Origin of the sequence: Anoxybacillus pushchinoensis, assembly GCF_900111795.1 — a bacterium.
Classification (GTDB): domain Bacteria; phylum Bacillota; class Bacilli; order Bacillales; family Anoxybacillaceae; genus Anoxybacillus; species Anoxybacillus pushchinoensis.
Genome location: NZ_FOJQ01000001.1, coordinates 38,543 through 52,355, shown reverse-complemented (window position 1 = coordinate 52,355; position 13,813 = coordinate 38,543). Strand labels below are relative to the sequence as shown.

Below are 13,813 nucleotides of genomic sequence, written 5' to 3'. Positions count from 1 at the left end.
ATCATCGCTGTGAATAAAGCAAAGGTGCTCGTCGTTGATGACTCTGCTTTCATGCGCAAATTAATTAGCGACTTTTTGTCACAGCATCCGCGTTTGACCGTTGTTGGCACAGCGCGCGATGGGCAAGAAGCGTTGCAAAAAATCGAGCAGCTCCAACCGGATGTCGTGACGTTAGACGTTGAGATGCCTGTCATGAATGGGCTTGAGACGTTAAAACATATTATGCAAAAACACCCGCTTCCTGTCGTTATGATTTCAAGCACAACGAAGGAAGGGGCGGAAAATACTATTTTAGCGCTGCAATACGGTGCGGTTGATTTTATCGCTAAGCCTTCGGGTGCCATTTCGCTAGATTTATATAAAATTAAAGATAAAATGATCGAAAAAGTGCTTTTAGCAAGCGAAGCGAATTTGCGAACAGTCAAAACAAAGCAAAAAATGTCTATGTTGCCACAAAAACAATATAGTAAAATAGAGGTAAGCGAACGACAAAGCGTGGGCGGAAAGAAAAAAGTGATTGCCATTGGCACATCGACAGGGGGGCCACGCGCTCTTCAACATGTGCTAACGAAGTTTCCGGCAACGATTGACGCACCGATTTTAGTCGTCCAACATATGCCGAAAGGGTTTACAAAATCGTTAGCTACCCGTTTGGATTCGTTAAGTCATATTCGCGTCAAAGAAGCAGAAGATGGTGAAATCATTCAAAAAGGCACAGCGTATATCGCGCCAGGCGGAAAACATTTATATGTAAAACGCGTGGGCACATCGCTTGCGATTCATCTCGATGAAGCAGAGCCGCGCAATGGACATCGTCCTTCCGTTGACGTGATGTTCGAGTCGTTAAGCACGTTAACGGATTATGAAAAAATTGCTGTTATTATGACAGGTATGGGTTCAGATGGCACGGCAGGGCTGAAACAGCTAAAAGCGTCCGGAAAGACATTTGTCATCGCAGAGTCCGCCGAATCTTCCGTCGTATTCGGTATGCCGAAATCAGCCATTGCTGCGAACGTTGTTGATGAAATCGTTCACGTTGATGACATTGCCGAAGCGGTAATGAAGCACGTAAAAGTTTGAGGGGGATAGGAACAATGGACATGAGTCAATACCTCGAAGTGTTTATTGATGAAAGTAGAGAACATTTACAAACGATTAACGAACAATTGTTAGAGCTTGAAAAAAATCCAGATGATGTGTCGATCGTCAATGAAATTTTCCGCTCTGCGCATACGTTAAAAGGGATGTCTGCGACGATGGGCTTTGAAGACTTGGCCAATTTGACCCATCAAATGGAAAATGTGCTTGATGCGATTCGTAACGGGAAAATTGCCGTCACACCTGAATTGCTCGATGTCATTTTTCGCGCTGTCGATGATTTAGAAGCGATGGTCGCTTCTATTTCTGAAGGTGGAGATGGAAAGCGCGACGTTACAAATGTTGTCGCCCAGCTAAAGCAAATCGAAAAAGGGGAAGCGGTCGCCGCTCCACAAAAACCAGCTCCAACACATGAACAAACGTATGATGAATTTGAATATACTATTTTAAAACAATCAGCTGAACAAGGATTTCATAGTTATGAAGTAACTGTAAAATTGCGCTCCGACTGCTTATTAAAAGCAGCGCGTGTGTTTATGATTTTTGAAGTGATTGAACAAATTGGAGAAGTCATTAAATCCGTTCCGACCGTTGAGATGCTAGAAGCAGAACAGTTCGATGATCAATTTGTCGTGACAGTTGTGACAAAAGTATTAGAAGACGAGTTACAAAAGCGCATTATGAAAGTGTCGGAAGTGGAGCAAGTTATCATTCAACGAGTGAACTTACATCGATCTACAGAAGAAGAAAAAACGACGGAAACAAAACACGAACAAAAAGAAGAACAGCAAGCAGTAGAGCAAGCGGTTGAGAAAAAGCAAGAAGGACAAGAAGAAAAAGCAACTGGAAAACAAGTAAGCAACAAGACGATTCGCGTCAACATTGAACGTTTAGACGTACTAATGAACTTATTTGAAGAGCTTGTTATTGATCGCGGACGATTGGAGCAAATTTCGCGCGAACTGAACAATCCTGAATTGCATGAGACGGTCGAGCGGATGTCGCGCATTTCCGGAGACTTGCAAAACATTATTTTAAATATGCGCATGGTACCGGTCGAAACGGTATTTAACCGCTTTCCGCGCATGGTACGGCAATTAGCTCGCGATTTAGGAAAGAAAATTAATCTTGAAATTATTGGAGCAGAAACAGAGCTTGACCGCACAGTCATCGACGAAATTGGCGATCCGCTCGTTCACTTGTTGCGCAACGCTATCGATCACGGGATTGAAACGCCAGATGTGCGTCGGGCGAAAGGAAAACAGGAAGAAGGAACAGTAAAGTTAAAAGCGTATCATAGCGGCAATCATGTATTTATTGAAATTGAAGACGACGGTGCAGGCATTAGTCGCGAAAAAGTGCTGAAAAAAGCCATTAGTAAAGGAATTATTTCTGAACAAAATGCAGCGAACTTAACGGATAAACAAGTATATGAGCTTATTTTTGCTTCAGGTTTTTCTACAGCGGATAAAGTATCCGATATTTCAGGACGTGGTGTCGGATTAGACGTTGTAAAAAGTACGATCGAATCGCTTGGTGGATCGGTATCGATTGATTCAGAAGAAGGAGTCGGTTCGATCTTTTCGATTCAACTACCGCTTACACTATCCATTATCTCTGTTATGCTCGTTGAAATTCAAAAGGAAAAATATGCGATTCCGTTGTCATCGATCATCGAGACAGCCATCGTGAAAAAAGAAGACATTTTGCATGCCCATAATCAAAAAGTCATTGATTTCCGTGGAAAAGTTGTTCCGCTCTTATTTTTGAAAGATATTTTTGAAGTGCCTGTTGTGAAGGAAGACGATGATTTCTTATCTGTTGTCATTGTACGCAAAGGCGAGAAAATGGCAGGGCTTGTCGTTGACGCATTTATCGGTCAACAAGAAGTGGTGTTAAAATCGCTTGGCAACTACTTAACGTCCGTGTTTGCCATTTCGGGGGCGACGATTTTAGGTGACGGCCAAGTCGCGCTCATTATTGATTGCAATGCGTTAATTAAGTAGGGACAAGCGAGAGGGGGAATTGAATGTGGCTGAGCTGAAAGTGATTGTATTCCAACTGAAAGATGAAGAATACGCGATTCCGGTTCAACAAGTGCGCTCGATTGAAAAGATTCAACATATTACGCGTGTACCTCGCGTTCCGAAGTATGTGAAAGGCGTAATTAATTTACGTGGGGTTGTTACACCCATTATCGACTTGCGCATGCGTTTTGGCTTAGAGGAAGCGGAGTTTTCTGATCATACGCGCGTCATTATCGTCGCGCTCGATGATGTTGAAGTCGGCTTAATTGTTGATGCGGCGAACGATGTCGTTGATATTGAGACAGAAGCGATCGAACCGCCGCCAGAAGTAGTCGATGCGACGACAGCAGAATATATTAATGGCGTCGTAAAAATTGAGAAGCGTCTATTCATCTTATTAAACTTAGAAAAAGTATTAGAAAAGGAGAAAGGATAATTTGTCCATGTCATATTTTGAACGGATGAGTGCCGTCCATATGGACATATTAAAAGAGATTGGAAATATTGGAGCGGGCCATGCAGCAACAGCGTTATCACAGTTGCTAAATAAAAGAATAGAAATGACGATTCCAGATGTGCGCATCATTTCATTTGATGAAATGATGGACATTGTCGGTGGAGCTGATAATGTCGTTGCTGCCGTTTTTTTGCGCATCGAAGGAGATGCGCCTGGCAACATGTTTTTCGTGTTATCGCTTGAACAAGCGGAACGGTTTATTCGACAAATGATTGGTGATGAACAATTTAAACTTGAACAAGATTGTTCGGAGTTGTCGCTTTCTGCTTTGCAGGAGCTTGGCAACATTTTAGCTGGCTCATATTTATCATCTTTATCCGATTTTACAAACTTAAATTTATATCCATCTGTTCCAGCGCTTAGCATTGATATGATCGGAGCGATTTTAAGCTATGGATTAATTGAAATGTCGCGCGTCGGCGATCATGTCATTGTCGTGGATACGGCAATTCATGAGGAGCATCAGCCGAATGATCGTGTAAATGGCCACTTTTTCTTACTTCCTGACCCAGAATCGTTTCGTATCATCTTTCAGTCTTTAGGTGTGGAACATGATGAGTGAAATTGTTCATGTAGTTAAAGTCGGAATTGCTGACATGAACGTGGTGAAAGCGCCATATGTCATTCGTACATGCGGACTCGGCTCATGCGTTGGGGTTGTCGTGTACGACTTAGCAAAAGAAGTGGCAGGGATGGCGCATGTCATGTTGCCAGATTCGTCGTTAGCAAAATCCGAGCAAATGAACGTAGCGAAATATGCCGACACGGCGATCGAAGAGTTAATACGTCGCGTCATCGGGTCAGGAGGACGAAACGGACATTTAAAAGCGAAAATGGCCGGCGGTGCGCAAATGTTTCAATTTCGAACAGGAACGACAGATATGATGCGCATTGGGCCGCGCAACGTTGAAGCTGTCCGCGAACAGCTTCAACGTTTCCGCATCCCAATCGTCGCTGAAGACGTCGGAGGAAGTAGTGGACGGACGATTGAATTTCATCCGAAAACAGGCATATTGCTAATCCGGACAGTAAATCAAGGGGTACGGGAAATGTAATGGCTGGCACGTGGAAATTTAACATTGTTTTTGCCTTATTCGGCTGTATGATCGCCTTCTTTTCTTCGTTGTTGCAAAATAGCATATGGACGTCTATCGTGCGCGCTTTTCTCACATTTGCTATTTTCTTTATTTTTGCTTTTGTCATTCGCTGGATGGTCGCCTTTATTCAAAAAGATGAATCCACTCTAGACGTTTCACGGAAGGAACGAAATGATGAACATGTAGAGCAAATGATTGAAGGCTTGAGCGAAGAAGAGCAACAAGAAGTGGCGCAATATATTCGTCAACTGTTAAGCCATGAAGAAAAATAAATTTCAAACGTTGTAGGCTACCTTTTCACCTAGGGGGGATGATATGATTGAACAATGCTGGCAAAAGTGGATAGACGCTCGCGATCGAGAAGCGGGCGATCAACTCATTGAAAAATATATGCCGCTTGTTGATTATCACGTCCAACGTATCGCTTCATCCCTTCCGAAAAGCGTGAGGAAAGAAGAATTGAAAAGTTTAGCTTTGCTCGGCTTGTACGATGCGCTTGAAAAATTTGATCCTTCACGCGATTTGAAATTTGATACGTACGCTTCATTCCGTATTCGTGGAGCGATTTTAGATGGATTGCGGAAAGAAGATTGGCTTCCGCGCAGCGTGCGAGAAAAGGCAAAAAAAATTGAAGCAACGATCGAACAGCTGCAACAAACGTACATGCGTGAGGTAAGTGCTAAAGAAGTTGCTGGGGCGTTAAACATGCCAGAAGATGAAGTGTATGCTGTCATGAGCGAACAATTTTTCGCTCACATCTTATCGCTTGATGAACGGCCGTTTGATGATGATGACGAACATATGTCATTTACCGTTCGTGACGATCAATCGCCATCGCCTGAAGAACATATATTGCGTGAGGAGCAAATTGCACAACTAGCAAACGTCATTCAACAACTAAATGAAAAAGAACAATTAGTCGTTAGCTTATTTTACAAAGAAGAATTGACGTTCACAGAAATCGGGCATATTATGGGGCTGTCAACGTCGCGTATTTCCCAAATTCACGCTAAAGCATTATTTAAAATGCGCAAATTGATTGATTGAGCAAGCTATGTAATGATGGCAGTCCTTCATCAATTTTATGAAGGAAGTGACAAATATGAGCTTCAAACTCGTCGAATTGCAAGTCGCGTTGCCGAAAACGCATGAGCTCGGAAAATGGCAAGAACATATGCAACAGTACGGACAGCTTGCTCAACAACAGCTTGCAGCAGAGATAAAAAAACAAGATGAGCGCATTCGGCAACAAGTCACGAAAGCTGAACGAAGCGAACAAACAAAATGGAAAAAACATAATGAAAAAAAAGAAAAGAGCAAACACCCTTACAAAGGGACACACATTGACTTCATTGGATAAGAGGGATGTTATGACGACGTTTTTATGGATGATCAGCTTCGTTTTGCACGGCATTTCGCTCTTTCTCATTATTCTTTTATCGTTAAAGTGGATGAAAATGAAAGAAACAGAAAAAGAGCAAGAAAAATGGCTTCGCGAAATGGAAACGATGATGACGACATATTTAATGCAGTTTAAAGAAGAGAACGAACGATTTGTTAAACAAATTACATCATCGGCTGTTCGTCAAAAGAAAAAAGAAGCGCCTCCTTCGCTGCCGATCGAACAAGTGGTCGATCGAGTGGAACTATCGACAGCTAAGCGAAATGGAGAGCAATCGCTTGAATCGCTCGTTTCGGAAGCATTAAAGCTTCAACAACAAGGAAAAACGATCGACGAAATAGCGAAAGCGTTAAAACGTGGCAAGACAGAAATGGAGCTTTTGCTTAAATTTCACCAAAAGTAGTTGAATGTGCTTTTTAATTGTGATATAGTTCTATTTGGTGTGAATACACACGCTCATCGATTTAAGCAACGGTGCTGCTTTGCAGTCTTGCTTAAAAATGACATGAGCGGAGGAAAAAACCGTGTAGGAGGATGAAAGATGTCTGTTATTTCAATGAAACAGTTGCTTGAAGCAGGGGTTCACTTCGGGCATCAAACACGTCGCTGGAACCCAAAAATGAAAAAATACATTTTCACTGAGCGCAATGGTATTTATATCATTGACTTGCAAAAAACAGTGAAAAAAGTAGAAGAAGCGTACAACTTCGTTAAAGAACTTGCAGCAAATGGCGGCACAATCTTATTTGTTGGTACGAAAAAACAAGCGCAAGATTCTGTAAAAGAAGAAGCGGAACGTTCTGGCATGTTCTACGTCAACCAACGTTGGTTAGGTGGAACGTTAACGAACTTCGCAACGATTCAAAAACGTATTAAACGTTTAAAAGAAATCGAAAGAATGGCTGAAGATGGCACATTCGACGTATTGCCTAAAAAAGAAGTGGTAAAGCTAAAGAAAGAATTAGAGCGTCTTGAAAAGTTTTTAGGCGGTATTAAAGAAATGAAAGAATTGCCAGACGCGTTGTTTGTCATCGACCCACGTAAAGAGCGCATTGCCGTTGCAGAAGCTCGCAAATTAAACATTCCGATCATCGGAATCGTGGATACAAACTGTGATCCAGACGAAATCGACTACGTCATTCCTGCAAACGACGATGCGATTCGCGCTGTGAAACTTCTTACATCTAAAATTGCTGATGCGATTTTAGAAGCAAAGCAAGGCGAAGAAGCCGTTGTCACAGCTGAGTAAGCATGTGAAAGGTGATAAGAGGGGGAAGCCTTTTATCACCTTTTTTTAAGAAAATCAGGCATACTATATTTACAAGCTGTACATACGATTTTGTACATATAAAAAGGAGGATGTTGAACATGGCAATTACTGCTCAAATGGTAAAAGAGTTGCGCGAAAAAACAGGCGCAGGAATGATGGACTGCAAAAAGGCGTTAACAGAAACAAACGGAGATATGGAAAAAGCAATTGACTGGCTTCGTGAAAAAGGAATGGCGAAAGCTGCGAAAAAAGCCGATCGCATCGCCGCTGAAGGAACAACGTTAATCGAGGTTGACGGCAATACAGCAGTCATTTTAGAAGTAAACTCTGAAACAGATTTCGTTGCGAAAAACGAAGGATTTAAAACGTTAGTTAAAGAATTAGCAGCGCATTTATTAAAGCATAAGCCTGCAACAGTAGAAGAAGCGCTACAACAAAAAATGGACAACGGTGTAACAGTAGAAGAGCACATTAACGCAGCGATTGCTAAAATTGGTGAGAAAATTACGTTACGTCGTTTTGCAGTTGTAGAAAAAGGCGACAATGCAGCGTTCGGTGCATACTTACACATGGGAGGCCGCATCGGCGTATTAACTGTATTAGAAGGTACAACAAATAGCGACGTGGCAAAAGATGTAGCGATGCACGTTGCAGCAATTAATCCAAAATACGTTTCTCGCGATGAAGTATCTGCGGATGAAATTGCTCGTGAGCGTGAAGTGTTAAAACAGCAAGCATTAAACGAAGGGAAACCGGAAAACATCGTTGAAAAAATGGTTGAAGGTCGTTTAGGCAAATTCTTTGAGGATATTTGCTTGCTTGAGCAAAGCTTCGTCAAAAATCCAGATGTGAAAGTGCGTCAATTTGTAGAATCAAATGGCGCAACGGTGAAAAGCTTCATCCGTTACGAAGTAGGCGAAGGAATTGAAAAACGTCAAGATAACTTCGCTGAAGAAGTTATGAGCCAAGTTCGTAAGTAAGGAAGCAAATAGGGAACACATGTGTGTTCCCTATTTTTAAAGAACGGTATGGAGGTTTAAAATGAAAAGCCCAAAGTATAAACGTGTCGTTTTAAAACTAAGTGGTGAAGCGTTAGCTGGTGATCAAGGCTTCGGGATTAATCCAGCGGTCATTAAATCGATTGCCCAGCAAGTGAAAGAAGTAGCTGAACTTGGAGTCGAAGTTGCTGTCGTTGTTGGCGGCGGAAATATTTGGCGCGGAAAAGTTGGTAGCGAAATGGGGATGGATCGTGCCACAGCGGATTATATGGGCATGTTAGCAACGGTGATGAACTCGCTCGCCCTACAAGATAGCTTAGAGCAACTCGGTGTACAAACACGTGTACAAACGTCTATTGAAATGCGTCAAGTGGCAGAGCCGTACATTCGTAGAAGAGCCATTCGTCATTTAGAGAAAAAACGTGTCGTCATTTTCGCGGCAGGCACAGGAAATCCATATTTTTCAACAGATACGACAGCTGCGCTTCGTGCGGCAGAAATTGAAGCGGACGTTATTTTAATGGCGAAAAACAACGTAGACGGCGTGTATAGTGCCGATCCAAAAGTCGATAAAAATGCGTTCAAGTACGATGAATTATCTTACTTAGATGTAATTAAACAAGGGTTAGGTGTGATGGATTCCACCGCTTCCTCGCTATGTATGGATAACGATATTCCACTTATCGTTTTCTCGATTATGGAAGAAGGAAATATTAAACGTGCTGTATTAGGCGAAAATATTGGAACAATTGTAAGGGGGAAATAAGATGCAAGTATTAACGAATGCGAAAGAAAAAATGGATAAAGCTGTACAAGCGTTTTCTCGTGAACTCGCAACGGTTCGTGCTGGACGAGCAAATCCTGCTTTGTTAGAAAAAATTACAGTTGATTATTATGGCATGCCAACACCGATTATTCAGTTAGCAGGTATTCAAGTGCCAGAAGCGCGTCTTCTTGTCATTCAGCCGTATGACAAATCGGTATTAAAAGAAATCGAAAAAGCCATTTTAGCATCAGATTTAGGACTTACACCTTCAAATGACGGTTCAGTCATTCGCATCGCAATTCCACCGCTCACTGAAGAGCGTCGTCGTGAACTTGTGAAGCTCGTGAAAAAATATGCAGAAGAAGCGAAAGTTGCTGTGCGCAACATCCGTCGCGATGCAAATGACGAGTTGAAAAAGTTAGAGAAAAACGGCGACATTACGGAAGATGAATTGCGTGGGTATACAGAAGACATTCAAAAATTAACGGATGACCACATTGCAAAAATTGATGCGATTACGAAAGAAAAAGAGAAAGAAATTATGGAAGTATAAGTCCCTCTATGTTTATAGAGGGTTTTTTGCTATAATTACGAAATAGGGCGCACAGCCTAATCACGATGGACGAAAGCTGGAGGACACGCGCTAATGTTTGAAAAAATAAAAAGATGGAAAAACGAAGAAGAAGTAAGTTCAAAACAATCCATTTTACAAGGGCCAATTCCGGTGCATGTGGCGATCATTATGGATGGAAATGGACGTTGGGCGAAAAAACGCGCGTTGCCACGTATGGCTGGACATTACGAAGGGATGCAGACGGTGCGAAAAATTACGCGCTTTGCGAACGAGCTAGGTGTAAAAGTGTTGACGCTATACGCATTTTCGACGGAAAATTGGAAAAGGCCAAAAACAGAAGTTGACTATTTAATGCAATTGCCTGAACAATTTTTAAACACATTTTTACCTGAGCTCATCGCCGAAAACGTGCAAGTACGCGTGATGGGACATAAAGATGAACTACCTTTACATACGTTACGTGCAGTTGAAAAAGCGATCGAAGAAACGAAGCAAAATACAGGTTTAATTTTAAACTTTGCGCTAAACTACGGAAGTCGCGCAGAAATTGTACATGCGGTACAAAAGCTCGTTGCTGATATTCAAAGCGGAACGATTGAAGTAAACGATGTCGATGAGCAGTTGTTCCATTTGTATTTGATGACAAACGATTTGCCTGATCCGGATTTACTCATTCGTACAAGCGGGGAAATTCGGTTAAGTAATTTTATGCTTTGGCAGTTAGCTTATACGGAGTTTTGGTTTACAGATGTATTATGGCCAGATTTTACAGAGCAACATTTTTTACAGGCGGTACATGCATTCCAGCAACGAAGCCGTCGATTTGGAGGCGTATAATTTCATATGAAACAAAGAATTGTAACAGCGATCATTGCAGCTTCGCTCTTTTTACCTATTGTCATATACGGCCGATGGCCATTTCTCATTTTAACGTATGTGTTAGCTACGGTTGGTTTATTTGAGCTCATTCGTATGAAACGCATATCGCTCTTTTCGTTTCCGAGCGTCGTCAGTTTTCTCGTTTTATGGCTCTTTTTATATCCATATGAACATATGATAAACATATGGATGCTCATCATCGGGCTTTTATTGTTGCTTATTTATACGGTTATATCTAAAAATGCGTTTACGTTCGATGACGCCGGTTTTATGATTGCTTCTTTGTTATATGTAGGCGTCGGATTTTATTCCTTTTTACAAGTGCGAGAAGCAGGATTGTCTTATATTTTTTATGCCCTATTTTTAATTTGGGCAACAGATAGCGGAGCGTATTTTATCGGTCGGGCGTTTGGGAAGCGTAAATTATGGGAGCATATTAGTCCGAATAAAACGGTAGAAGGTGCAATAGGCGGTGTGTTATGTGCGCTTCTTGTTGTGAGCGTTTATGAGTGGCTATCGCCGTTTGCCCCATCGTTTCTTTTGTTGCTTATTGCAACCGTTATTTTATCTATTTTCGGGCAGCTCGGTGATCTAGTTGAATCCGCGTTTAAACGCCACTATGGAGTAAAAGATTCAGGGGCGATTTTACCAGGGCACGGCGGCATTTTAGATCGTTTCGACAGTTTGCTGTTTATTTTACCGATTTTATATTTGTTTTACCTCATTGTGTAAAAAGGAGTGAACAGTTTGCGAGCAATTAGCTTATTAGGTGCGACAGGTTCGATCGGGATGCAAACGCTCGATGTCATTCGCGCCCATCGTGATGCGTTTTGTCTCGTTGCTTTTTCAGCTGGACGAAACATTGAACAGGCTCGAATGATTATTGAACAATTTTCACCGAAAATCGTATGTGTCGCTCAAAAAGAAGATGCAGACATGTTACAGCGCGAATATATTGGACGTGTGCGCATCGTTTCCGGTGAAGACGGGTTGATTGAGGTGGCGACGGTTGAACAAGCGGATATTGTCGTTAATGCGGTTGTAGGAAGCGTCGGACTAGTGCCTACGTTAAAAGCGATAGAGGCGGGAAAAACAATCGCATTAGCGAACAAAGAAACGTTAGTTACTGCGGGTCATCTCGTCATGAAGCACGCCGCTGCCTATGGTGTCTCGATTTTGCCGATAGATAGTGAACATTCCGCGATTTTTCAATGTTTACAAGGAGAAAAACAGAAAAACGTTGAATGTATTATTTTGACCGCATCCGGAGGTAGTTTTCGCGATCGTACGCGCGAGCAGCTGCAGCATGTCACTGTTGCAGAAGCGCTCAAACATCCGAATTGGTCGATGGGGGCAAAAATTACGATCGATTCTGCGACGATGATGAACAAAGGATTTGAAGTCATCGAGGCGCATTGGTTGTTCCACTTACCGTATGAGCAAATTCATGTGCTCTTACATAAAGAAAGCATTATTCATTCCATGGTACAGTTTCATGATGGAAGCGTCATTGCCCAACTTGGAACGCCAGATATGCGCGTGCCCATTCAATATGCATTAACATATCCAGATCGCTTTCCGCTCCATATCGAGCGACTAAACTTAGCAGAAGTGGCTACGTTACATTTTCAAAAAGTGGACATGAACCGGTTTCGTTGTTTACAATTTGCTTATGAGGCAGGAAAAATAGGCGGGACGATGCCGACCGTGTTAAACGCTGCAAACGAAGAAGCAGTGGCCGCCTTTTTAGCTGGGCAAATATCGTTTTTAGCGATTGAACAATACATTGAGCAGGCGATGGAACGGCATGTCCCAATTGCTGATCCGGATCTTGACACGATTCGAATGATTGATCGCGAAACGCGACAATTTGTAAAATCACTACACATATAAAAGGTGGTTGGAACGTTGGAAACGGTTATTGCTTTTATTATCATTTTTGGTGCGCTTGTATTTTTTCATGAGTTAGGTCACTTTATTTTCGCTAAGCGGGCTGGTATTTTATGCCGTGAGTTTGCGATTGGATTCGGCCCAAAAGTGTTTTCCATGAAAAAAGGGGAAACGACATATACGATTCGCTTACTTCCACTCGGTGGTTTCGTCCGCATGGCCGGTGAAGATCCGGAGATGATGGACGTTAAGCGCGGTCAAGTTGTCGGATTATTGTTTGACTCGGAAGGCAAAGTGAAAAAAGTAATCGTCAATCATAAAGATGAATATCCAGATGCCAAAATCATTGAAGTGGAGCGCGCTGACTTTGAGCATGAGCTATATATTGAAGGCTATGAAGGTGATGATGATCGCTTACAACGTTTTGAATTAAGTGACCCAGCGTATTTTGTCATTGACAGAGAGGAAATGCAAATTGCGCCGTACGATCGTCAATTCGGTTCTAAAACGCTCGGACAGCGCGCCATGACTATTTTCGCTGGCCCGCTAATGAACTTTATTTTAGCGCTCGTCATTTTTATTGTTATTGGGCTATTGCAAGGTTATCCTGTTGACAAACCGATCATTGGCGAGTTAACCGAAGACGGTGCAGCACGTGAAGCTGGGTTAAAGCAAGGGGATGTTGTCATTTCCATCGATGGACAGTCCATGTCTTCGTGGACAGATGTCGTTACAGTCATTCGGAAAAGTCCAGAAAAACCGCTCCAATTTCAAATCAATCGCAACGGTGAAATGATCGATCTTACCGTTACACCGGAAAAGAAAACGATTGAAGGAGAAACAATTGGACTAATTGGCGTGTATGGACCGATGGAAAAATCAGTTGTTGGTGCTATAAAGCAGGGCGCGCTAGAAACGTACTATTGGACAAAGGAGATTATTGTTGGTTTAGGTCATTTGCTGACGGGAAAATTTTCGTTCGATATGTTATCTGGACCAGTTGGTATTGCAGTTTCGACGCATAAAGTCGCTCAATCAGGAGTGTATTACTTAATGAAATGGGGAGCGATTTTAAGCATCAACTTAGGGATTATCAACTTACTTCCGCTTCCAGCGCTCGATGGTGGCCGCTTAACGTTTTTTGCGCTTGAAGCGCTGCGTGGAAAGCCGATTGATCGCCAAAAAGAAGGCATTGTGCATTTTATTGGCTTCGCCCTTCTTATGTTGCTTATGCTTGTTGTGACATGGAACGATATTCAAAAATTTTTCTTATAATAAATTGATGGAGTAAGAGG

At 42.2% G+C, this 13,813-nt stretch carries 17 protein-coding genes; all 17 read left to right on the top strand.

Features of this window, described 5'->3' with window-relative positions:
* The first annotated feature begins 9 nt into the window (after positions 1–9).
* Positions 10–1,080, top strand: a complete 1,071-nt coding sequence (locus BM213_RS00250) for a protein-glutamate methylesterase/protein-glutamine glutaminase (RefSeq protein ID WP_091699974.1) — start codon at positions 10–12, stop codon at positions 1,078–1,080.
* Positions 1,081–1,094: 14 nt separating this feature from the next.
* The gene (locus BM213_RS00245) at positions 1,095–3,104 is read left to right on the top strand and encodes a chemotaxis protein CheA (RefSeq protein ID WP_091699973.1); all 2,010 of its coding nucleotides are present in this window, start codon (positions 1,095–1,097) and stop codon (positions 3,102–3,104) included.
* 25 nt (positions 3,105–3,129) lie between these two features.
* A complete protein-coding gene (locus BM213_RS00240; RefSeq protein ID WP_091699972.1) occupies positions 3,130–3,561 on the top strand; it encodes a chemotaxis protein CheW in 432 nt (143 codons plus the stop codon).
* A gap of 7 nt (positions 3,562–3,568) precedes the next feature.
* The gene (locus tag BM213_RS00235) at positions 3,569–4,204 is read left to right on the top strand and encodes a chemotaxis protein CheC (RefSeq protein ID WP_003394848.1); all 636 of its coding nucleotides are present in this window, start codon (positions 3,569–3,571) and stop codon (positions 4,202–4,204) included.
* On the top strand, positions 4,197–4,697 hold the full coding sequence (locus BM213_RS00230) for a chemotaxis protein CheD (RefSeq protein ID WP_091699971.1): 501 nt from the start codon (positions 4,197–4,199) through the stop codon (positions 4,695–4,697). Before BM213_RS00235 ends, BM213_RS00230 begins: the two co-directional genes overlap by 8 nt.
* The gene (locus tag BM213_RS00225; RefSeq protein WP_091699970.1) at positions 4,697–5,011 is read left to right on the top strand and encodes a hypothetical protein; all 315 of its coding nucleotides are present in this window, start codon (positions 4,697–4,699) and stop codon (positions 5,009–5,011) included. Before BM213_RS00230 ends, BM213_RS00225 begins: the two co-directional genes overlap by 1 nt.
* A gap of 43 nt (positions 5,012–5,054) precedes the next feature.
* On the top strand, positions 5,055–5,786 hold the full coding sequence (locus tag BM213_RS00220; protein ID WP_091699969.1) for a FliA/WhiG family RNA polymerase sigma factor: 732 nt from the start codon (positions 5,055–5,057) through the stop codon (positions 5,784–5,786).
* Between the two features lie 55 nt (positions 5,787–5,841).
* The gene (locus BM213_RS00215; protein ID WP_091699968.1) at positions 5,842–6,099 is read left to right on the top strand and encodes a hypothetical protein; all 258 of its coding nucleotides are present in this window, start codon (positions 5,842–5,844) and stop codon (positions 6,097–6,099) included.
* A 10-nt stretch (positions 6,100–6,109) separates the two neighbouring features.
* Positions 6,110–6,544 carry a hypothetical protein gene (locus BM213_RS00210; protein ID WP_091699967.1) on the top strand — a complete coding sequence of 145 codons (435 nt, stop codon included), beginning with the start codon at positions 6,110–6,112 and terminating at the stop codon, positions 6,542–6,544.
* 138 nt (positions 6,545–6,682) lie between these two features.
* On the top strand, positions 6,683–7,390 hold the full coding sequence (gene rpsB, locus BM213_RS00205; RefSeq protein WP_003394841.1) for a 30S ribosomal protein S2: 708 nt from the start codon (positions 6,683–6,685) through the stop codon (positions 7,388–7,390).
* A 119-nt stretch (positions 7,391–7,509) separates the two neighbouring features.
* Positions 7,510–8,391, top strand: a complete 882-nt coding sequence (gene tsf / locus BM213_RS00200; RefSeq protein WP_091699966.1) for a translation elongation factor Ts — start codon at positions 7,510–7,512, stop codon at positions 8,389–8,391.
* A 61-nt stretch (positions 8,392–8,452) separates the two neighbouring features.
* Positions 8,453–9,175 (top strand): UMP kinase, encoded by a 723-nt coding sequence (gene pyrH, locus BM213_RS00195; RefSeq protein ID WP_091699965.1) that lies wholly within the window; start codon positions 8,453–8,455, stop codon positions 9,173–9,175.
* A 1-nt stretch (position 9,176) separates the two neighbouring features.
* On the top strand, positions 9,177–9,728 hold the full coding sequence (gene frr, locus BM213_RS00190; protein ID WP_003394838.1) for a ribosome recycling factor: 552 nt from the start codon (positions 9,177–9,179) through the stop codon (positions 9,726–9,728).
* Between the two features lie 93 nt (positions 9,729–9,821).
* Positions 9,822–10,586: an isoprenyl transferase gene (locus BM213_RS00185; RefSeq protein WP_091699964.1), complete on the top strand. Its 765-nt coding sequence runs from the start codon at positions 9,822–9,824 to the stop codon at positions 10,584–10,586.
* A gap of 6 nt (positions 10,587–10,592) precedes the next feature.
* Positions 10,593–11,360, top strand: coding sequence for a phosphatidate cytidylyltransferase (locus BM213_RS00180; RefSeq protein ID WP_091699963.1), 768 nt, complete (start codon positions 10,593–10,595; stop codon positions 11,358–11,360).
* 15 nt (positions 11,361–11,375) lie between these two features.
* Entirely contained in the window at positions 11,376–12,521 is a 1,146-nt protein-coding gene (gene dxr, locus BM213_RS00175; RefSeq protein WP_425265900.1) for a 1-deoxy-D-xylulose-5-phosphate reductoisomerase, read from the top strand.
* Between the two features lie 15 nt (positions 12,522–12,536).
* Positions 12,537–13,793, top strand: a complete 1,257-nt coding sequence (gene rseP / locus BM213_RS00170) for an RIP metalloprotease RseP (RefSeq protein WP_091699961.1) — start codon at positions 12,537–12,539, stop codon at positions 13,791–13,793.
* The last annotated feature ends 20 nt before the right edge of the window (positions 13,794–13,813 follow it).